At 41.7% G+C, this 23,100-nt stretch carries 17 protein-coding genes; 11 read left to right on the forward strand and 6 right to left on the reverse strand.

Translation table 11 applies throughout. The features are described 5' to 3' along the window. The first annotated feature begins 5 nt into the window (after positions 1-5). Entirely contained in the window at positions 6-1,493 is a 1,488-nt protein-coding gene (locus HY841_06160; protein ID MBI4930327.1) for a tetratricopeptide repeat protein, read from the forward strand. A gap of 3 nt (positions 1,494-1,496) precedes the next feature. Then, positions 1,497-2,999 (forward strand): tetratricopeptide repeat protein, encoded by a 1,503-nt coding sequence (locus HY841_06165; GenBank protein MBI4930328.1) that lies wholly within the window; start codon positions 1,497-1,499, stop codon positions 2,997-2,999. 37 nt (positions 3,000-3,036) lie between these two features. Here HY841_06165 and HY841_06170 read toward each other — a convergent pair whose 3' ends face one another. Next, positions 3,037-3,411: a DUF1987 domain-containing protein gene (locus HY841_06170; protein MBI4930329.1), complete on the reverse strand. Its 375-nt coding sequence runs from the start codon at positions 3,409-3,411 to the stop codon at positions 3,037-3,039. A gap of 8 nt (positions 3,412-3,419) precedes the next feature. Then, positions 3,420-4,808, reverse strand: a complete 1,389-nt coding sequence (lpdA, locus tag HY841_06175; GenBank protein MBI4930330.1) for a dihydrolipoyl dehydrogenase — start codon at positions 4,806-4,808, stop codon at positions 3,420-3,422. Positions 4,809-4,840: 32 nt separating this feature from the next. Here lpdA and HY841_06180 point away from each other — a divergent pair, with 32 nt between their 5' ends. The 7 genes from HY841_06180 (at position 4,841) to HY841_06210 (ending at position 14,487) form a co-directional block, all read left to right on the forward strand. Next, positions 4,841-6,742: a M61 family metallopeptidase gene (locus HY841_06180; GenBank protein MBI4930331.1), complete on the forward strand. Its 1,902-nt coding sequence runs from the start codon at positions 4,841-4,843 to the stop codon at positions 6,740-6,742. A 141-nt stretch (positions 6,743-6,883) separates the two neighbouring features. Continuing rightward, a complete protein-coding gene (locus HY841_06185) occupies positions 6,884-7,375 on the forward strand; it encodes a hypothetical protein (protein MBI4930332.1) in 492 nt (163 codons plus the stop codon). Between the two features lie 132 nt (positions 7,376-7,507). Continuing rightward, positions 7,508-8,059 carry a hypothetical protein gene (locus HY841_06190; GenBank protein ID MBI4930333.1) on the forward strand — a complete coding sequence of 184 codons (552 nt, stop codon included), beginning with the start codon at positions 7,508-7,510 and terminating at the stop codon, positions 8,057-8,059. Positions 8,060-8,063: 4 nt separating this feature from the next. Then, entirely contained in the window at positions 8,064-8,579 is a 516-nt protein-coding gene (locus HY841_06195; protein MBI4930334.1) for a GNAT family N-acetyltransferase, read from the forward strand. 47 nt (positions 8,580-8,626) lie between these two features. Further along, a complete protein-coding gene (locus tag HY841_06200) occupies positions 8,627-10,669 on the forward strand; it encodes a tetratricopeptide repeat protein (GenBank protein MBI4930335.1) in 2,043 nt (680 codons plus the stop codon). 7 nt (positions 10,670-10,676) lie between these two features. After that, positions 10,677-11,738: an endolytic transglycosylase MltG gene (mltG, locus tag HY841_06205; GenBank protein MBI4930336.1), complete on the forward strand. Its 1,062-nt coding sequence runs from the start codon at positions 10,677-10,679 to the stop codon at positions 11,736-11,738. Between the two features lie 148 nt (positions 11,739-11,886). Further along, positions 11,887-14,487 (forward strand): OmpA family protein, encoded by a 2,601-nt coding sequence (locus HY841_06210; protein ID MBI4930337.1) that lies wholly within the window; start codon positions 11,887-11,889, stop codon positions 14,485-14,487. A 186-nt stretch (positions 14,488-14,673) separates the two neighbouring features. Here the strand turns inward: HY841_06210 and HY841_06215 are convergent, their stop codons facing one another. Then, positions 14,674-16,461 (reverse strand): T9SS type A sorting domain-containing protein, encoded by a 1,788-nt coding sequence (locus HY841_06215; GenBank protein MBI4930338.1) that lies wholly within the window; start codon positions 16,459-16,461, stop codon positions 14,674-14,676. Between the two features lie 120 nt (positions 16,462-16,581). Next, positions 16,582-16,794, reverse strand: coding sequence for a hypothetical protein (locus tag HY841_06220; GenBank protein MBI4930339.1), 213 nt, complete (start codon positions 16,792-16,794; stop codon positions 16,582-16,584). A 31-nt stretch (positions 16,795-16,825) separates the two neighbouring features. On the opposite strand from HY841_06220, the gene HY841_06225 reads away from it, so the two are divergent. Then, entirely contained in the window at positions 16,826-20,041 is a 3,216-nt protein-coding gene (locus HY841_06225) for a PD40 domain-containing protein (GenBank protein ID MBI4930340.1), read from the forward strand. After that, complete coding sequence (locus tag HY841_06230) at positions 20,041-21,276, forward strand: 4-hydroxy-3-methylbut-2-enyl diphosphate reductase (protein MBI4930341.1); 1,236 nt, start codon at positions 20,041-20,043, stop codon at positions 21,274-21,276. The genes HY841_06225 and HY841_06230 overlap by 1 nt, the downstream gene beginning before the upstream one ends. Positions 21,277-21,328: 52 nt before the next feature. Here HY841_06230 and HY841_06235 read toward each other — a convergent pair whose 3' ends face one another. Both HY841_06235 and porQ read right to left on the reverse strand, forming a co-directional pair. Further along, positions 21,329-22,018 (reverse strand): (d)CMP kinase, encoded by a 690-nt coding sequence (locus tag HY841_06235; GenBank protein ID MBI4930342.1) that lies wholly within the window; start codon positions 22,016-22,018, stop codon positions 21,329-21,331. A 6-nt stretch (positions 22,019-22,024) separates the two neighbouring features. Next, entirely contained in the window at positions 22,025-23,098 is a 1,074-nt protein-coding gene (porQ, locus tag HY841_06240; protein ID MBI4930343.1) for a type IX secretion system protein PorQ, read from the reverse strand. Positions 23,099-23,100: the final 2 nt, after the last annotated feature.

Below are 23,100 nucleotides of genomic sequence, written 5' to 3' on the forward strand. Positions count from 1 at the left end.
CTAAAGTGGACTCCCTCAATTCAATCATAAACAATTCTTCTTCGTCCGACACAGCTGTTGCTTCTGCTTATCTCAGCTTATCTGAAATATTATATTCCTCAAATCCCGACACGCTGATCCCGCTATGTAAAAGAATATTGAAAATTGTTGATGAAAAAATCTCAGGAAGCAATCAGAAAGAGCGGCATTCCTTTCTTGTAGCAAAATCATCCGCGCTTAATAATATCGGATATGCGTATAATTTTCTGGGAGATATTTCAAAAGCGCTGGACTATTACCGGCAATCAATAAAAATAGATGAAGAATTGTCTGACAAACAGGGCATGGCTTCCACGCTGAATAACATAGGCGGCATTTATGACAATCTGGGAGATATTACAAAGGCATTGGATTATTATCATAAGAGTTTAAAAATAAAAGAAACAATTCCTGACAAGCTTGGAATGGCCTATTCGTTTCAAAACATAGGAACGATTTACATCGGTCAGGGAGATACCGCAAACGCATTGGAATATTTTAACAAGAGTTTATCTTTAAGAGAAGAGATTTCAGACAAACGAGGCATGGCGCAATCTCTGAACAACCTTGGCTACACCTATTATCATTCAGGAAATATTTCCAAAGCCATGGAATATTTTCAGAAAAGTATCTCCATAGAAGAAGAAATCCACAACAAGCGAGGCATTGCCAGTTCACTCAATAATATTGGAGGCATTTACCTGAATTTTGGTGACCCTTACTGTCAGCCCGCTGGAAGCAAAGCCTGCACACATCAAGGCATTGAAAAAGCATTTGAATATTATAAAAGGTCTTTGCAAATCAGGTTGGAAATTGCAGATAAAAAAGGAATAGCGCAATCACTTCACAATGTGGGCGGGGTGTTTTTCAGGCAAGCAGCGTTGCAGGAAAAATTTTCGCTGAAGAAAGAACTTTACACATCAGCGCGCCATTATGCCGACAGCTCCCTTCTGGTGAGCAAAGAACTGGGCTACCCCGAAATTATTCTAAGTTCTTCACGAATGCTTAGCAGCATAGATTCTGCACTGGGCAATTACAAGCTGGCGTTTGAATATTATAAACTTTTTATTCAAATGTCCGACAGCATAAAAAATACTGAAACACAAAAAGCCACTGTAAAAAAACAAATGCAATATGAGTTTGATAAAAAAGAAGCAGCCACAAAAGCAGAGAGCGATAAGCACGCGGCAGTAGCAGAAGCAGAGAGTAAAAAGCAAAAGATTGTTATATGGTCGGTGATTGCTGTATTGTTGTTAATGATTGTGTTTGCCGGTTTTATCTTTCGTGCGCTTCGCATTACCCAAAAGCAAAAACAACTCATCGAACAGCAAAAGAAAATTGTGGAGGAGAAGCAAAGCGAAATTCTCGCCAGCATCCGCTACGCGAAACGCATTCAGGATGCCATTCTGCCCACGGAGAAATATATTCATAAAACCCTCGAACGGCTAAGAGCGAAAATGCCGAAAGACAATTAGCAGATGAGTAAATGTGAAGATGTGCAGATGAAGAAAATAAATAAATACATACTGGCTTTCATTAGCATATCTGCAAATCAGCACATTCGCACATCCGCTTTCATCCGCACATTTGTTTTCATCAGCATATCCGCACATCTGCTCATCTACACATTTGCTTTTGCTCAGCAGAACAAAATTGATTCTCTTTTAACATTGCTTAAAAAAGATAAGGAGGATACGAATAAGGTAAATCACTTAAATAATTTATCCCGCGAATACAGATACATTAACGCATTCGATTCTTCTCTTGCCTTAGCTAATAGCGCATTGAAACTGGCGAATGTTATTCTAACACTGAATGATAAGAACGGAATGAATCAAACTGTTAAACAAACGGCTCAAAAAGGAATTGCCATTGCTTACAACAACATTGGGCTTGTTTATGATTACCATGGTGATTATCCCAATGCGCTGGATTATTACATTAAGGGGCTTAAGGTGGCTGAAGTATTAGAAAATAAAAACATCATGGCAGCCATTCTCGGAAATATTGGAAATGTTTATGATGCACAAGACGATTACACCAAAGCACTTGACTATTATTTGAAGGCATTGAAAATCGCAGAAGAACTTGGAGATAAAAAAAGAATTGCAATCCAACTCGGCAATATCGGAAATGCCTATAAAGAGCCAGCGAAAGCAGCAAGTGGTATAAAAGGCGCTAGCGATTCCTTATATAAAAAATCGCTGGATTATTATTTCAGGGCATTGAAAATAGATGAAGAGTTGGGCAATAAAAACGGAATAGCAAGACATCTTGGCAACATCGGACTTACCTATGATTATCAAGGTAATTATCCTAAAGCGCTGGACTATTGTTTCAAGGCACTGAAAATAACGGAAGAATTGGGAAATAAAAATGACATTGCAGCATGGCTCGGCAACATAGGAGCGATTTATACTAGAACTGGAAACTATAAAGAAGCAGAGTTTTACCTTAAAAGAGCTATTTCCCTTGATGACAGTATTGGCTCAATGAATGAATCCAGACAATTTGAAGAATACCTCTCTCAACTTTACGATACCACCGGCAGATACCAACTTGCTCTGGAGCATTACAAAAAAGCAATGGCGTTAAAAGACACTTTGTTCAGCGAGGAGAAGAACAAAGAAATCACCCGCAAAGAAATGACTTACGAGTTTGAGAAGAAAGCAGCAGCAGCAAAAGCCGAAGCGGATAAACAAGCTGCCGTAGCAGAAGCAGAAAGCAAAAAGCAAAAGATTGTTATATGGTCAGTGATTGCTGTATTGCTGTTAGTGATTGTGTTTGCCGGTTTTATCTTTCGTGCGCTGCGCATCACGCAAAAACAAAAGCGTATTATAGAACAGCAAAAGAAAATAGTAGAAGAGAAGCAAAGCGAAATCCTCGCCAGCATCCGCTATGCGAAACGCATTCAGGATACAATATTGCCCACGGAGAAATATATTGATAAAACGCTGAAACGACTGATGAAAAATAATTAGATGATGAGCGCGACACGCGCCATCCCGCAAGGCGGGATCAGCATGAGCGGAATTGGAAATCTAAATCGTAGAGAGATTCGTAGTGTTCTCCCATTTCTTTCATCTCATCATCCGCTTCTTCAAAATACCAAATAATCATAACCGCATGCCCTTTCTCACGCATGGAGTCAAGAATGTCGAAAACATCCGTAAAGCACTTGCGCGATGAAGAATTGAAATACTCCATTTGAAAAGAGCATTCTGTCAGAGCGGCAGGTTGAAGAGCATAACTCACCATCCACCGGAGAATGGGAGTGAAAAATTCTCTGCCATCTTCAGGAAGAGCCCTCCCGCTGAAAATTAACTTTCCTGTTTCTGCAACGAGAGAAACAGAGGGCAAACGTTCTGTAGCCGGTATAATGAGCGCATCCATTTGTATTATTATAAATGTATCACCTCTCCGTATGCCTGAGCTGCCGCTTCCATAATGGCTTCGCTCATGGTTGGGTGCGGGTGAACGGATTTAATTATTTCGTGTCCGGTTGTTTCTAATTTTCGGGCGACCACTATTTCGGCAATCATTTCTGTTACGTTGAAGCCAATCATGTGCGCGCCTAATAGTTCGCCATACTTTGCATCAAAAATAAGCTTAACAAAACCATCTTTGGCTCCTGCCGCGCTTGCTTTGCCCGATGCAGAGAACGGGAACTTGCCCACTTTGATTTCAAAACCTTTTTCCTTTGCCTGCTTTTCGGTGTAGCCCACCGATGCAATTTCAGGAGAAGTATACGTGCAGCCGGGAATATTGTTGTAGTTGAGCGGTTCTGGATTCTGCCCTGCAATTTTTTCAACGCAAATGATTCCTTCGGCACTTGCCACATGTGCGAGAGCTTGTCCGCCCACGCAATCGCCAATGGCATAGTAGCCGGGAATGTTTGTCTGGTAATACGGATTGGTGAGGATTTTTCCTTTATCGGTGGCGATTCCTACTTCTTCCAGTCCGATGTTCTCTAAGTTGGATTGAATTCCTACTGCGGAAAGAACGATGTCGCAGTCAACTATCTCTTCTCCAACCTTGGATTTTATTTTCACTTTACATCCGTCACTTTTTGTATCCACCGACAAAACTTCCGATGAAGTCATGACGGTCATTCCCATTTTCTTGAACGAGCGCTCCAGTTGTTTTGAAACTTCTTCATCTTCCACAGGAACAACAGCAGATAAAAATTCCACCAGCGTAACTTTTGTTCCCATCGCTGCAAAGAAATACGCAAACTCGCTTCCAATCGCTCCTGAACCTACTACTACCATTGACTTTGGAAGTTTTGGAAGAACCATTGCATCGCGATAGCCGATTATTTTTCCGGCAGTGAACGGCAGATTAGGAAGCTGGCGCGAACGTGCTCCAACTGCTATGATGATATTCTTAGAATCGTAAGTAGTAACTTTTCCTATTTCATCCTTCACCTCAACCTTTTTTCCTGCCATCACCTTTCCAAATCCTTTTATCACATCAATTTTATTTTTCTTCATCAGAAACTGAACGCCTTTGCTCATTCCATCTGCCACATCACGCGAGCGTTTAACCACAGCAGGAAAATCCGCCTCTCCTCCACTCACTTTAATTCCGTAATCGGCAGCGTGTTTCAGATATTCAAACACCTGCGCGGACTTCAGAAGAGCTTTAGTGGGAATGCATCCCCAGTTCAAACAGATACCACCAAGTTCAGAGCGTTCAACAATAGCCGTTTTCATTCCCAACTGCGATGCACGAATGGCAGCTACATATCCTCCGGGACCACTTCCGATAACGATTAAGTCGTATGACATTTTCTATTTAGGATTAAAAAATCAGGACTTTCTTGAACTACGAAAGTAAAAAAAATACAGAGCGGTTTAGTTTTGTGTATCAGGCAAATAAAATATCTTTGTCCTTCTTTCCAATAGCGTTGAAATATATCTTCTCATACAAAGAACCGCTCACTCATCTTATTGACATTGAGTTTATCGCTGATAGTATTAAAGGCGATGCCCGCCTGCCGGACGGGCAGGAAACAACTATTCAACTTCCTGCATGGAGACCTGGGAGATATGAACTCGGAAACTTCGCGAAGAATGTAAAAGAGTTTTCTCCGAGTGATGAAAAAGGAAATCCGCTCCCCTTTCATAAAATTACAAAGGATTGCTGGAAGATTCAGACGAAAGGAGTAAAAAAACTTCACGTCAAATATTCTTATTATGCGGTTGACTTAAATGCGGGCTCCACTTATCTGGATGATAAACAACTTTACGTAAATCCGGTCAACTGCTGCGTGTATATTCCTGAAAGAATTAATGAAGCGTGCGAGGTGGAAATAAAGATTCCTGAAAAATATATTGTTGCAACTTCAATAGCCCCACCTAAATCCTCCCCAAAGGGGAGGACTTTACATGCAAACCCTCTCCCCTTCGGGGAGAGTTGGAGAGGGGCTACTTCTTCTTACCATGAACTCGCAGATTCTCCTTTCATTGCAAGCCCAACGCTTCAGCATAACATGTTTGTGATGGATGGTGTGGAATTTAATCTTTGGTTTCAAGGTGAATGCAAACCAAACTGGTCTAAAATTATAAACGATTTTTTCATTTTCATCAACGAGCAGTTTGTTACCATGAAGGGTCCGATTCCTTCAGATGAATATCATTTCATTTTCCAGATTCTTCCTTATAGATTTCACCACGGTGTTGAACATCTTTCATCAACGGTGATTGCGATAGGACCTTCTTACGAAATCATGCGGGGCGATGTGTTTCTTGAATTGCTCAGCGTGAGTTCGCACGAATTGTTTCATTCCTGGAACATAAAGGCAATACGTCCTGCTGAGATGCTGCCTTATGATTACACCAAAGAAAATTATTCGCGGCTTGGATTTGTGGCGGAAGGTGTTACCACCTATTACGGAGATTTCTTTTTATTCCGGTCAGGCATCTATTCCGAGTTTGAAGTGAACCGATGTCTTTCCAAGCATCTTCAGAATCACTTCGATAATTTCGGCAGATATAATCTCAGCGTGGCTGATTCTTCGTTTGATACATGGCTGGATGGCTACACCGAAATTGTTCCGCATCGCAAAACATCTATCTACAGCGAGGGATGTTTAATTGCTTTGATGACCGATTTGATGATTCGCAAATATTCAAACAATGAACGCTCGCTGGATGATGTGATGAGACATCTGTATAAGGAATATGGAAAAAAGGGTATAGGGTATATGGAGAGCGACTATAAGGCGATTATTGAAAAGATTGCTGGAACTTCCTTTGATGAATTCTTCAATAACTATGTTTACAAAGCCAATTCTTACGAAAACGCTTTAATAGAATGCCTTCATTACATCGGACTTGAATTATTAAACGTGCCCTCCAAGAAGTATCACGAAAGGTATTATGGATTCAAAGTCAGCGATCAGTCACCGGTCATTAAGGTAACCGCCCTCTATCCCAACTCAGTGGCAGAAAAATCCCCAAAGGGGCAGGCAGGCATTCAGTTAGGCGATGAAATCATTTCCATTAATGGGTATCCGGTCAGAAACAACTTTGCTGAATGGGCGCGCTACTTTGGGCAGTCAGAAGTGAAACTTAATGTAAGCAGTAACGGAAAAGTGAGGGAAATCATCTTTATTCCATCCGCAGAAGATTACTTCAAAATACATTATGTACAGAAAACTCCCTCTCCCACCGAGGAGCAGAGGAAGAACTTTACTGCATGGAGCAAAAGGCGGTTTTAACATTTTCCAAATTCTTGTTAATAAGTTTATTGCCTCTTCTTTCAAAAAAAGTTCTTTGATTTGCACCAAATTAGTGAAACAGGCAATTTGCTCTTAAGCCTGTGTATTTTAAAAATAACATAAACCAAAACAATTATTCAAATGGAACAAACAACTACAGGACCAAAGCGTCCGACATTTCTGACAGTATTGTGTATTCTCACTTACGTTGGAGTTGGATTAGGAATCGTGATGAGTGTAGTAGCATGGTGGGGAATGCATGCCGCACAAGCAATGATGGATGCAACTTCCAGCATGGCTGAAGGAATGACCGAAGCTGCAGGAACAGACATGAGTTCTATCCCAGGAATGGGAGACGCAATGGCTGAGGCTAATGCTGCCATCAAATGGGCAAACGTTACGCTGATTGTTAGCATTGTAGGTGCTCTTCTTTGCCTTGTAGGAGCTCTTCAGATGTGGAAACTTAAAAAGATGGGTTTTTTCATTTATGTTGTAGGCGAACTTGCTCCTGTTATTGCTACAGCAGTTCTCCTTGGCGGTTCTGCTTTTGGCGGAATGTCGCTTGTTATGGGCGCTGTGTTCCCGGTTCTTTTCGTAATTCTTTACGGATTGAATCTTAAACACATGAGTTAATATTTATTGTTGCTCTAAAAAACCCAGGCAGAAATGCTTGGGTTTTTTTATGTTTTGAACAGACCACTCTGCCAGGAATTACTCTTCAACTGTCATAATTTACAAGCAAATAGACATTATTAACTTCGCCTCATGAACTCAAGCTACAAACTATCAGCTATTCTTCCTGCAAATGAAACCGTTTTGCTTAACGATATTTATTTGGTTCTACTGTACGCCACACGCATTCCCCCACATTTGCTTGTTTCCATAAACGGAAAAATATTTACACTCAGCGTGAAAGGAGCCACCGTTGATGGAGAGCTTTCCGCGCTGCTCCAATTCATCCGCAGAAAAAAAGTGGAAACTGTTTTCATCCGGCTGCAAATGCCACCTCTCTTCTCATCAGAGCAACTGCGGGACGAAATCCGTCAGTGCACCCTTGCCTACCCTCGCGCAGACATAGGCATTGCCACCTGCCTCACGCCCATAAAAGATTTCTGCCACTCGGTTTACCATACTGAAACAAAAAGCGTAAACCTGATTTTTGATTTGCTGCCACAACTGCAACACCTCAGCGCAGTGAAAGACTGCTATCACCTGAATCTCGAAAAGCATTTGTCAGATAATTCCTTCCTGCTGAACAGGTACGAAGTAAATGATGTGTATGAAGCAATAAGAAAGTCATCACTTGTAATGGCATAACGCGGTGCATCTTCAGGGGAAAAAAATATTTCTGCGTTCTGTACTTCCCTCCGATGCCGCTCTGCTTTTCAGGTGGGAAAACGATAGAACCAATTGGCAAATCAGCAGAACAAAAAAACCATTCACCAAACAAGAAATAAGAAATTTCATTATCAATCAGAAAGATATTTATCTTGACAAACAACTTAGATTAATGATTGGTTTGTCCTCTCCCCGTCCCTCTCCCACAGGGAGAGGGAGTAAGGGTGAAGTCGGCTGCATTGACTTGTTTGATTTTGATCAGCCCAATCTCAAAGCAGGAATCGGAATACTGATTGAAAAAAAATATCGCAGAAAAGGTTACGCTTCTGAAGCCTTGTCGTTGCTGATTGCATACTGCTTTGAAATACTTTACCTGCAAGAGTTACATTGTAGCATCACAGAAGGCAATGAAGCAAGCATAAAGCTTTTCAGGAAACACAAGTTCAGGATTACAGGAAAGAAAAAGAATGTTTGCTCGCTTCGGTTAGTGAATCAGTAATTCGTCATAGCAATGCCGAACTCTCCTTTTAAGTATTTTTGAATTCTATGCACTCGCTCCTCCGAAATATTTTTCTCTCTTCCTTCTTATTCTTGATTCTGTTTTGTGTTTTGAAATGCGGTTCATCTACTGAGGAAAAAAAAGAAAACACTTCTCCTGAAAAAAAAACGTATAAGAATCTATCTTCGGATATTAAATACGTTGGAATGATGCAATGCAGGATATGCCACATTGATAAATATGAAACCTTTATTGAAACCGGAATGGGAAAATCATTTGATGTTGCAAGTAAAAAGAAAACTTCTGCAAAATTTGATAAACACGCTGTTGTCTACGATAAGTCATTGGATTTCTATTATCATCCGTTCTGGAAGGGCGATACAATGAAAATTATGGAGTTCAGGCTGGAAGGAAAGGATACTATTTACAAAAGAGTTGAAAGCGTTAGCTACATCATTGGCTCCGGTCAGCATACTAATTCTCACCTCTTCAGCACGAATGGGTATTTGCATCAAATGCCAATCACCTATTATACGCAGGAAGGAAAATGGGATCTCGCACCCGGATTTAAAAATGGCAGCAATCCAAGATTTTCAAGGCCCATCGGTTTAGAATGCATGTCCTGCCACAATGCTTTGCCTGATTTTGTAATGGGTTCTGAAAATAAATTTTCTAAAGTTGGAAACGGAATCATCTGCGAAAGATGCCACGGTCCGGGAGAAATTCATGTGAAAGAAAAAATGGCAGGAATGGTAATTGACATCTCGAAAGAAATTGATTATTCCATAGTGAATCCTGCAAAACTTCCGATTGATTTGCAGTTTGATGTCTGCCAGCGCTGCCACCTTCAGGGAAATACTGTTCTGAAAGACGGAAAATCATTTTATGATTTCCGCCCGGGAATGAAATTGTCAGATGTGATGACAACCTTTCTTCCAAAATATGAAAATGCGGAAGAGGATTTCATCATGGCATCGCATGCCGACAGGCTGAAGATGAGCCAATGCTTTATCAAAAGTGCAGTGGTGGGGATTTCAAATCCCGACCAACAATTAAAGCCATATAAAAATGGTTTGACTTGTGTTACCTGCCACAATCCTCACCTGAGCGTGAAGGTCACAGGAAAAGATGTGTTCAATAACGCCTGCAAGAATTGCCACCTCACCCCCAACTCCTCTCCCATGGGGGAGGGGAACAAATCCTGCTCTGAAAAACCTGAAGCGCGAAATAAAGTGGATGACAATTGCGTTTCATGCCATATGCCAAAGTCTGGCGCTATTGACATTCCGCACGTAAGAATCACCGACCATTTCATTCGCAAACCGATGAAGAAGAAAAATGTGGAGGAAATAAAAAAATTCATCGGACTGTATGCTATCAACGAAGAAAATCCTGCAGCAAAAGTAAAAGCTGAAGGATATATGAACCAATATGAAAAATTTGGAATCTCTCCCGGCTTTCTCGATTCGGTAAAAAAATATCTTCCTGAAAATTCAAAAGAAGATATCACAGAAAATTTCAATTTGCTGATTCGATATTACTTTCTAAAACAGGATTATAACAAGATTATTTCCTTGGTTTCAGGATTTCAACAAAAAGAATTACTTGGCAACCTCGGCACCACATCGTGGGACAATGATGATGCATGGACTTGCTACCGGATAGGAGAAACCTATACGCATCTGGGAAAAGCAGCCGAAGCATATATCTTTTACAACAAAGCCAATGAACTCTCGCCATTTAACATTGATTTCATGAATAAGCTGGCAGGAAATCTTGCCAGCCGGAATAAACCCGATGAAGCAAAAAACATTTACGAAAAAATAATTTCTGAAGATTCTAAATATGCTCCCGCCTATTGTAATCTTGGCTACATTTATTTTTTGAAACAGGATTTTGTTTCGGCAGAAAAAAATTACAACCAATCGCTTGCGCTGGACCCCGATTATGAGCAGGCATTGATCAACAAGGCAGGACTTCTGCTGTATGAAAAGAAAAACAGCGAAGCGCTGGCAGTTGCTAAAAGAATTTTAAAAAAGAACCCCGAGAACGAACAGGCGCTCGCCATCCAAATGCGATTCACCAAATAAACCCATTGTGGCAAAGAAAAAAAAGAACATACTCAAAAAAATAATTCTTTGGCTGCTGCCTGTTTTTCTTTTAGGCGGAGGCGTTGCTGCTTATATCGGATATAGAATGCTTTATCTTCCAAATGTTTCGCTCGGAGAAGAAAAATCAAAAATCATTTTCATCCCCACTGGTTCAAATTATGAGGATGTACTTGCCATTCTTGCTGAAAACAAAATTCTGAAAGATGAAAAATCATTCGCGCGCCTGGCAGAATTAAAAAAGTATAAAGACAAAGTTAAACCGGGGCGCTACCGGATTCTGAATCATATCAGCAATAATGAGCTCATCAATCTTCTTCGTGCCGGATTGCAGGAACCCGTCACCGTTACGTTCAACAACATCCGCACAAAAGAACAATTAATATCACGCATCTGCAAAAAACTTGAGGCGGACTCAACAGAACTTTTTGCACTTCTTAATAACGATCATTACTTAAAAGAAAATCTGGGGCTGAGAAGCGAAACCGCGCTCACTCTTTTTATTCCGAACACCTACGAATTCAACTGGAACACCTCAGCAAAACAATTTATGGAGCGCATGCAAACCGAATACAAAAAATTCTGGACAGAAGAAAGAAAGAGAAAAGCAAAAGAAATTAATCTCACCCAAACACAGGTTTCAATTCTTGCCTCTATCGTGCAAGCCGAACAGTTGCAATTCCCGGATGAACGCCCGTCCATTGCAGGATTGTATCTGAACAGATTAAAAATAGGAATGGCACTGCAAAGCGACCCTACTGTGATTTATGCTATTGGCGATTTCAGCATCAACCGCGTGCTGGACAAAGACAAAGAGATTGATTCTCCTTACAACACCTACAAACACGCAGGTCTTCCTCCCGGACCCATTTACATTCCTGAAATTTCTTCCATTGATGGGGTGCTGAATTATCAAAAGAATGATTGCCTGTATATGTGCGCCAAGGAAGATTTTTCAGGAAAACATAACTTTGCCAAAACGCTTGCAGAGCATAATCGCAATGCGGAGAAATACCGAAATGCATTGAACAAGAATAAGATTTTAAGATAAAAACCCTTTTGCTGATGGTTAATGGTTAATGGATAATGGAAATACATCAACCACCTGCCTGCGCAGGCAGGTTAACCATTAAACATTAAACATTCCACTTGATGGCGGGTTGGGGCAAATCATTATTTTTGTGACTTATAATCATTCCATGATTAGCAAAAAAACTAACCTGCTTTTTTCTTTCTCTCTTGTTTTGATTTTTCTTTCCGGGTTCGCTTTTTCTCAGGATTCCATCATGGTTGCAAAACCAAAATACAATAAAGCAAAATTCAAGGAACTTTTCACTCAGGCAAACATGATGATGCTGGAGAATTTTAATGACACAGCGCTCGGCACATTTCTTCTTTTGCATCAATGGGATCCGGCAAATGCCAATGTGAATTTCAAAATCGGTCAGTTGTATCTTCTTTCATCTTCCGAAAAATCAAAAGCCGTTGACTATCTTGAAGCAGCATCTCCAAAAGCAACCCGCAGGTACATTCCGGATGAGCCGGCAGAAAAACGCTGTCCTGAATTAGTGTATTTTCTTCTCGGGCAGGCTTACCATTTCACCTATCGCTTTGATGAAGCAATCTCCATGTTTGAAAAATTTTCAAAGTGCATTAACATGAGCGATCTGGCAGCGGCAAAAGATTTGAAGCGAAGAACAGAAATCTGCCAGACAGCAAAAACGCTGGTAGGTTCGCCTGTCAAATGCTCCATCACCAATCTGGGAGACAGCATAAATTCTGACAAGCCCGATTACGGAGCAATTATTACCGCAGATGAATCACAGTTGTTTTTTACATCCCGCAGGTTCAATGCGGAAACGGGAGGAAATGATAACAGGGATATTACAGACAAATATTATGAAGACATTTGGGTAAGCAACAAGAAAGAAGACGGTACATGGGGAGAAGCCCAACCCCTGAGCACACACATCAATAGCTGGTACAACGAAGCAGTGGTAGGAATTTCTGCAGACGGTCAGCAGCTTTTTCTCTATAAAGACGACAAAGGCGGAAGCATTTATTACAGTCGCCTGGAAGGAGACCAATGGTCTTATGCCTACATGATTGGAACTGACGCTGGAGACATTACGGATATCAATAGCTCATCATGGGAACCCAGCGCTTGTCTTTCTCCCGATGGCAACACGTTGTATTTTGTAAGCAACCGCCCGGGCGGATTTGGCGGGCGTGATATTTATAAATGCGTTAAACTCCCTACAGGCAGATGGAGCAAGGCAACAAATCTGGGTCCCACCATTAACACAGAATACGATGAAGATGCTCCCTTCATGCACCCTGACGGTGTAACTATGTTTTTCAGTTCTAACGGGCACAAGACAATGGGCGGGTTTGATATTTTCTTTACCGTGCTTGCCGATTCGGGCTGGTATCCTCCGCAAAATATGGGCTATCCCATTAACACCACCGATGATGATATTTTTTATGTGATGAGCACCGATGGAAAGCGCGCCTATTTTTCTTCCGTCCGCAATGAAGGATACGGGGAAAAAGATCTTTACATGGTCACCATTCCGCAGCGCGTGGTAATTCCTGTCACGCTGATGAAAGGAAAGATTTCTTTCACCGGAATCAAAGATACCATGATGAGTTTTGTCACCATCACGGCAACGGATATAGAAACCGGCAACCTGGTTCAGGAAATTCATCCCAACTCAAAAACGATGAAATACATTCTTCCCCTCAATCCGGGAAGAGCGGGAAAAACTTATTCCGTGAAATATGAGGCAGACGGCTTTCGCCCGCATACCGAATTGATCTCTGTTTCACCCGAAGGAGAATACAAAGAGGTGGACAAAGATTTTGATTTTAAACCGCTCGGCAGTATTTCAGTTTTCGGAAAGGTGGCAACCCGAACAGGAGAAACTATTGCGGGCGTAAAAATTTCTGCCAAGGATAATGCAACTAAAAAATTAGTGGGCGTGTATGCACCCAAGCCGGACGGAACTTATTCTTTTGACCTATCCGGAAAAGGCGGAGAAAGTTATTCTTTTACCTATGAAGCAGAGGGCTATCTACTCATGAATGAATCGCTCGATCTGCCCCAGGCGCTTACCGATTATGATTTCAAAATAGAGGTGGTGATGGAAACCTCCAAAATGCTTGGAACCATTTCTGTGGGCGGCATGCTCACCGATAAAGAAAAACAGCCCATCAAAAAATCGCGCATCGTTGTTACCGATAACAAAACCGGCACACCCATCGGAACATTCAATCCCACCGATAAAGGCGTGTATTATTTTAATCTTGAACGCGGAAAAGATTACAACATCTCATTTGAAGCAGACGGCTACCTTTTTCAATCGGAGAACATAAATGCCCCGAAAGACAAATCCTATTCCGAGATCAATAAAGACATTCAGCTCGATAAAATAAAGAAGGGCGCAAAGGTGGCGCTCAACAATGTTTTTTTCGACAGCGGAAAATCCACCCTTCGAAAAGAATCAAATGTGGAATTGGATAAAGTGGTAAAACTCCTTAACGAACAGATGAGCATAAAGGTGGAAATAGGCGGGCACACCGATAATGCCGGCAAGCCCGATGCCAACCTGAAACTCTCGCAGTCAAGAGCCGATGCCGTGGTTCAATATATCATCATTAAAGGAATTGACAGAGCCCGCCTGGTGGCGCAGGGCTATGGCGATGCGCAGCCCGTTGCGCCAAACACGCTTAACAAAAAACCTAACCCCAAAGGAATGCAGATGAACCGCAGGGTGGAGTTTAAGATACTTAATGACTAAGGTTATCCTCTAAAAACTCATGAACCCCGTAGGATACTTATCCAACGGGGTGAACAATAGAATAATTGAACAATAGAACAACGAATAGCGAAGTAAAATGCACACTACAGAACAAATCCGATGTTTCCTTACTTCTTTATTCGTTATTCAAATGTTCAAATGTTCGTTATTCGAGATGCCCTGAGTTTATCTCATCAGCACCACTTTCTTGCTTACTATCCCCTGCTCGGTTTCAATCTTTACAAAATAAATTCCTTCGGGCGCTTCGCGCAAATCAATTTGCTGATGTGAAGATGTGCTGATATGCTGATGAATACATTCTCCAAATACATTATAAACTTCTATGCTGTTCATCTGCATATTGGCTAATCCACTCATCTGCACATTAAACTGCCCGCTGGTGGGGTTGGGATAAATATTTATTTGCAAATCATTTACCAGTTTTTGCACAGAAGTGTTTGCATAATTCTGTTGGGTATTGGAACGGGCAGAACTATAACCGGAAGACATGGGCAGCGGATTTTTTATTGACGGTGTGCATCCTGCCGGATTAAGCGCTTCTATTAAATAGGCAATCGTATCGCTCACAGCATAACAGGTGCCATCCGTCCAGGATGTGTTTCCGAAACTCAGCGAGTCCACCACCTTCCATCCCGTGCGTGCGCTGTCTCTGTATATGAGATATTGTGTTATCGGAAAACCTATGTAGTCATTCCAGATAAGATTGTATCCGCAGGGAGAAGCAGGGCTCATGGCAACATGAATGGTTTTATGAAACGCACTCAGCGTGGTTTCATTCCCGCAGGTATCTTTCACTGAAATTTCATATTTGTAAGCGGCAATATTCGGGTTCACTCCCGTTGTCATATCCGTGAAAACGCTGAGTGAGGAAAACGGAACACTTCCAACATGCTTATAGACAGACGAAACTTCTCTGTAAATTCTGAAGCTGTCAATGGGTTGGACAGTGATTGGTTTTTCCCAAACAATTACATTTTTGTTGGTGCTGTCAACGGTTACAAGACAAATCGAAGCAGGGGAAACGCTGCATGATGGATTAAACTCCCAGAAATCATTCGTATTTGCAACCGTATCATTGCCTGTTCCTACATATCCTCTATTACCTATAGAAAAACCAACTGCACGGCATCTCTTTCCTCCGCCATAATTTGCAACTTGCATCCAAGTATTGTTTGCCTGATCCCATTCCCAGAAATCATTCGTTTTAATATTGCCTCCGATATTTAATCCAGTTCCTAAATAACCTATTGTTCCTATGGAGAAAGCAACGGCTGAATATCTTAGCGTTCCAGGAAAATTTGCTTTTTGTGTCCATGTATTTGCAGATTGGTCATATTCATAAAAATCCTGATAACCAGAAACACCGCTTCCTGTTCCAATGTATCCTTTATTACCAATAGAGAAACCTGCAGCACCTAATCTTCCAACTCCGCCAAAATTTGTTTTTTGTGTCCATGTATCGAATGAAGGATCGTATTCCCAGAAATCATTATTGTTATTGCCATTATTATTACCAGTACCGATGTATCCTTTATTTCCAATAGAAAATCCAACAGCACCTACCCTTGCTGTTCCGCCAAAGTTTGCTTTTTGAGTCCATACATTTGTTGCTTGATCCCATTCCCAAAAATCTTTTGTATCAGAACCATTAGTTCCTGTTCCAATATATCCTTTCGTGCCTATTGAAAAACCAGACCCCCATTCTCTTGCTCCTCCGCCAAAGTCCGCTTTTTGGGTCCATGTATTGCTAAGTTGATCCCATTCCCAAAAATCCTGTTTATAATCCCCTGTTCCAATATATCCTTTTGTACCTATGGAAAATCCAACAGCGCGGTATCTTGCCGTTCCGCCAAAGTTTGCTTTTTGTGTCCATGTGCTCTGAGAAAAGTTGTAAGATGTAAAATGGCAGAGGGCAAATGTGAAAAGGATGCTGAGTAAAGTTTTTGTTTTCATGTAAAGTGGTTTTATGTTATAGATGCAATAATGCTCCAATCAGTTGCTTCGGCAAATAACTTTTCCCAAAGGAACAAAAATTAATTGGCATTGGCAATGATAAAAAGCAGTAAAAGACTGCTACGAAATCATCGCACCAAACTCTTCGCTCCAATCGCCTTTATCACCGCGCTCGTTCTGGTAGCGCAGGCGGTAGGTTGCCATTTTTCCAACTTGCGCATCCACAAAATGCACAGTGAATAAAAAACGTGTGGCAGGGCTGTGCTCTGCGGTAGTCCAGCTGAAACCCGCAGTAGAACAATGAGTCGATTTAAAAATCTCCTTTTTTGCCAATTCGTTATTTAATGTAATATTTGCAATCCCAATGAAAAAAAGTAAAAGCCCATCCCCCACCCTTCCCAAAGGGAAGGGAGTGTGTAGATGTTTTCTTCCCCCCTTCGGAATAGTTGGAATAAGTTTCTTATTTTTCTTTCTCCCCTTCCTTTGGAAGGGGGCGGGGGTAGGCAGTCAGCCCATCTCCAAAGGGCAGTTCAAGCAATACTTCACGCAGGGCAACCTGATGATGCTCGATAATTTTTACGACACCGCCTGCAAAACTTTTCTTGCCCTCAACAAAACCGATGCATCCAACGCAAACGTAAATTATAAAATAGGAATTTGCTACCTGCATCTTCCGGCAGACAAGCTCAAATCAATTGCCTATCTTGAAAACGCCATCAAGCAAACATCGGGCTCTTACCGCGAAGACGACCCATCGGAAAAAAATGCTCCTGAAGATGCCCTGTATTATCTCGGGCAGGCATACCATTACGCCTATCGCTTTGACGAAGCCCTGGTGCAGTTTCAAAAGTTCCGCGATATTGTTGGCAAGTGGAATCTGAATCTGGTAAAAGAAATTGACCATTGGATGGATGCCAGCAAAAACGCAAAAGAACTTACCGCCAAACCCGTTGAATGCACCATCACCAATCTGGGCGACAGCGTGAACTGCGAGTTTGCCGATTACAGCCCCGTGATTACTGCCGATGAATCCATGCTGTGCTTTACCTCGCGCAGAGAAGGAACGGGCGGACCCGATAACAAAACCATTGATGATGATTTTTTTGAAGACATTTTTGTTTGCACCCGCGGTGAATACGGAACCTGGAGCAAAGCAAAAGGAATCAGCCGCACCATCAATACCGATGGCAACGAAGCCACCATCGGGCTTTCTGCTGACGGGCAGCAACTCTATGTTTACCGCGATGATATGGGAGACGGCAATATTTACATCAGCAAACTGGATGGAGATTACTGGAACGCTCCCTACAAAATGGATGCAAGCAATGTGAACAGCCCCAGTTGGGAACCCAGTGCCTGCATCAGCGCAGATGGAAACACCATGTATTTTGTAAGCAACCGCGCAGGCGGACTGGGCGGCAGAGATATTTATCAGTGCCACCGTTTGCCCAACCGTTCATGGAGCGCGCCTGAAAACCTGGGACCCACCATCAACACGCCTTACGATGAAGATGCTCCGTTCATTCACCCCGATGGAATCACTTTCTTTTTCAGTTCAACCGGGCATAACTCAATGGGCGGGTTTGATATTTTTTATTCCACCAAAGTGGCAAACAATGTTTGGACTGCTCCCATCAACATGGGCTACCCCATTAACACCACCGATGACGATATTTATTTTGTGGCGTCATCAGACGGCAGGCGCGCCTACTATGCTTCGTTCCGCCCCGAAGGAAAAGGAGAAAAAGATATTTACATGGTGAGCATGCCAAAACCATTTGTAAAATCAGTAGCCATTCTTGTTGGATGGCTGAAGAACCGCGATGGCTCTCCCATTCCAAAATATTCTTCGGTTACTGTAAAATCAAAAAAAGGAGAAATCAATTCAAGCAAACCCAACGAAGCTACAGGCAAATTTGTTCAGTCGCTTTTTCCGGGGCAGGAATATGAAATAACCATTGAAACCAATGGCAATAAAGTGTTCACTGATAAATTTTTTCTTCCCGAAGACAGTTCGTATCAAAGCTTAGGAAGAGGATTTTTTCAGCGCACCATTTATCTGGGCGATACCGCCCGCCTGTTCTCCATGAATAAAGTGAAAGACACTACTTCCCGCATACAGATGGTGCCGATGGATGGAAAAATACTTCTCAGTCAGAATGCAAATGATGCGGCTGCGAATGTTACCATTCAGATGTTAAACGCTCAGGGAAACATTATTGCATCAACCGTTACCGACAGCAAAGGAAATTTCAAGTTTCAAAATATTCCGTCTAATCAGAAGTACATAATAAAAATTGATGAGAACGATGGAATATTAAAAACACATAACCAGTTTTACCTTGCCAATACCGATGGAAAAGTAATTATGCCTTCTGCTCAGGAAGGAAAATTCTTTCTTTTCAAAAATGTTTCTCCTGATATAAACAGGCTAAACACTGTTGAAACAAAAGACACCACGCTGGCGCTTGCTTCCATGCAGGGAAAGATTGCTCAAAGCGAAGACGGAAAGCAGGCGGCAGGCAAAGTCAGAATTAACCTGATGGATAATAAAGGAAAAATCATTCAGTCCAAAACCACCGATAAGTCAGGGCGCTTTACGTTTGAAAATATTCCGGGCGCCAGCAACTATACTATTTCCATAGACGAAAAAAATCCTTCCCTGACAAACAAGGACCGTCTGTTTCTGCTTAACCAGAAAGAAGAAATAATAAAAAAAGTTGCCAAGAACGGAGACTACTTTGTTTTTGAAAACCTGCCGGTTGATTTGAACAGACTGGGCGCCATTAATACCACAGACGAATCTAAATTAATTGCCATGAACGGAAAATTGCTCAGAAGCAATAATCCGGACGATGGAATAGGCAATCTGAAGATTGACCTTGTTGACAGCAAAGGAAAACTCATTGAAAAGACCACCACCGATGCTTCCGGAAAATTCAGATTTGAAAAATTATCAGCAGATAAAAACTATACCATCAAGCTGAACGAAAACGATTCGCTTCTTTCCTCGCTTAAAAAAGTTTATCTGGCAAATGAAGCGGGCAAAGTAGTGAAGGTGATTGACATTGGCAGGAAGACAATTGTTTTCAAAAACCTTCCGGCAGATTTAATGCAACTGGCTGAGCTGAAAGATGTGTTTGTCACTTCATTTAATAAAGACACGGTTACTGCCATTGTGCACAAAAACGTGATGTACCCCGGTGATGAAAAATTTGATTTCGTTGTTTACTTCCCCTATAACAAAAAAGAAATTGATATTTCCATCGGCTCTTTCCTCTCGCTCATGGAAAAAGTAGCCAATGCAATTAATGATAACGGAGCGGCAACCATCAGCATTATCGCGAGTTCTTCTACTGTTCCCACTACAACATTTGCCAGCAACGAGGCTCTTTCTGAAATGCGCGCCAATGAAGTAAAAGACAAAGTGCGGGCTTCCATGAGTTTAAAAAATCTTGACCCTGCAAAAATTACCTATGAAATAAGCACCAAGGTGCAGGGTCCTGACTATAAGAATGACGCAGTAAGCAACCGCAAAGAATACGAAAAGTGGCAGTTTGTTAAGGTCATCGTTAAGTAATGAAAAGTTTCAACATACCCGGTTTTTACAAAAGCAATATCATTTCGAAAGTAAAAGAACTCAGGCGCAATACCGACCCGCGAAAAAAAGATTACTCCCCCACCCTTCTTGATTTTGGTTCTGTTAAATTTTACATCGCCCGCCATTTTGGATTTTGCTATGGCGTGGAAAATGCCATAGAGATTTCATTCAAAGCGGTGGATGAAAATCCGCACAAGCGGATTTTTCTGCTGAGCCAGATGATTCATAACCCTGAAGTGAACAGCGACCTGCTGAAAAGGGGCGTAAAATTTATGATGGATACTTCGGGCAACCAAATAATTCCTTTCGAAGAATTAAAAAAAGACGACATAGTAATCATTCCCGCTTTCGGAACAACACTGGGCATTGAAGAGCACTTGCAGAAAATCGGCATTGAGGTTCATAAATACGATACCACCTGCCCGTTTGTAGAGCGCGTATGGAAAAAAGCTCAAAAACTCGGAGAAGATAAATACACCGTCATCATACACGGAAAACATAATCACGAAGAAACACGCGCCACTTTTTCACGCAGCGAAATTCACTCTCCCGCTATAATCATAAAGAACATGCACGAAGCCGAAAAACTTGGCTCTTTTATCATGGGAGAAATAAGCAAAGAAGAGTTTAATGATTTTTTTTCAGGAAGAACTTCTTCCGGATTCAATCCTGAAAAAGACCTTGAGCACGTAGGCGTAATTAACCAGACCACCATGCTTGCCAGCGAAACACAGGATATTTCTGATTACTTCCGAAACGTAATGATTAAAAAATACGAAAAGAAAAACATCAGCCGGCATTTTGCCGATACGCGCGACACACTCTGCTATGCCACTAACGAAAATCAGGAAGCTACGCTTGCATTGCTCGGTCAGCCGGCAGACCTTGCCATTGTGGTGGGCGGATATAACAGTTCCAACACTTCTCACATAGTTGAACTTTGCGAGCAAAAATTTCCTACCTACTTTATTTCTTCGGAAACTGAAATTGTATCTGAAGAAAAAATAAATCATTTTAATTTTCATTCTCAGACACACTTAACTTCCGAAGGTTATTTGAAAAAAAAATCTGAAATCAGAATCATCCTCACAAGCGGTGCCTCCTGCCCCGATGCCGTTGTTGAAAGAGTTATGATGAAGATTCTGTCTTTCTTTCAGGGAACAAAGTCAACGAACGATGTAATGGCAGAAGTGTTGGCTATGAAAACCCCGTAGGAAACTTGCCCCGTTGGTCGTCCGACCTACGGGGTGAATCCAACGGGGTGAATTAATTTTCAATCCTTGTTTTAGCGAGTTGCAGGGCAAACTGCAGTTGTTCGCCAACGGTCATGGTTGTATTATCAAGCACTACCGCATCATCGGCTTTGCGAAGCGGGTTATGCTGGCGGTGTGTGTCTTCGTAATCACGGTGTGCAATATTTTTTTTCACTTCCTCCAGCGATGTGGAGATTCCTTTTTCATTCAACTCTTTCCATCTGCGCTGTGCCCGTATATTTTCATCGGCAGTCATAAAGATCTTTAACTCCGCACCGGGGAACACATTGGTGCCAATGTCTCTTCCATCCATTACAATTCCTCTTCCATTTCCAAACTCCCTCTGCAAACCGACAATTTTTTCCCTCACTCCCTTTATCGCGCTGATGGGGCTCACAAAGGAAGAAACATCCATTCCGCGGATTTCTTTTTCCACATTCACTCCGTTAAGATGCATTTCAGAAACATGCGAAGATGAATTGAGAATAAACTTAAGCTGTATCGCTTCCATCGCATTCACAACTTCCTGTTCATTGAATTTTCCGTTGTGGATAATATTATTCTGCATGCAATACAAAGTGACTGCCCTGTACATGGCACCCGAATCAATATAAACATAACCAAGTTTTTTTGCCAGCTCTTTTGCAACAGTGCTCTTGCCGCAGGAAGAATAGCCGTCTATCGCAATGGTAATTTCTCCCATGAAAACTTACTGCTTCCTGGAATAAAATTCAGAAAAGTTAGTACTGATGGTAAAATGATTGGGTCCGCCAGCCATGTGGTATTTTGCATAGCCATAGCTCAGATTAAATTTATAAACCTTCAAACCAAATCCAAAAGAAAATCCAACAATACCGGGATGCGCTTCTAATTTTAATTCCTGCCTTCGCTGATAATTATATCCAACGCGAAGGTTGAAATTTTTTGTGAGCAATACTTCTCCACCCACAATAATATGACGCCCCAGTTTGTCTGCGAATTTACTGATTCCGCTCTTTTTAATTGTTTCAGATGTAATGGGATCAACAGACAAAATGGTTGGGTCAGTATAAGTCAAATCCCACTTTTCCAGGTGGGTAGCGGTACTATTAATCCTGAACGGTGCGTGAGTGATTTTCTTAGAGAATCCAAGCTGAATTTCAAAAGGCATAGGTTCGCGCACTTCGTTATATTTTTTCCATTGCATGCCAATGTTTTTTATAACCAGCGCGGTTGAGTAAAGATGGCGGCTGTTATTGTATATGCCCCCGATGTCCAGAGCGTTTCCGAAGGAAGTATAATCGGCAAGTTTTGAGTAAATCGTTTTCAATGTTCCGCCAACGGCAAATGCAGAATCAATCGGACGCGAATAGCCAAGATTGAAAGCGTATTCAGCCGCGGTAAACTGCCCGGTGATTTCTCCGGTGACTGAGGCAGCAGTAAAATTTCCATAGTCGAGATATTGTATTCCAGCGCTGAAGTTTCCTACATTTTTATACTTGCGTGCATAGGCAGCGTATCCATAACGAATATCGGTGAAGTAATCAATGTAACTAAGTGCAAGGTTATTGTGCATGGTGCTGTCAAGCAATGATGGATTCTGAAAGGAAAGGTTTAGGTCGTTATCTTTTACTGAAATCAAAGTGCCACCAAGCGAAGCAACACGAGCCGGAACAGACAGGTTTAAGAATTCATACGTATTGTTGCCGCCAGTTTGGGCAAAGATGCCCATCCCCGACCCTTCCCAAAGGGAAGGGAGAACTGTTATCGCACAACAATAAAGCAAATAAAATGATGATTTCATAG

This window comes from Bacteroidota bacterium, assembly GCA_016213405.1.
Lineage (GTDB): Bacteria > Bacteroidota > Bacteroidia > Palsa-948 > Palsa-948 > Palsa-948.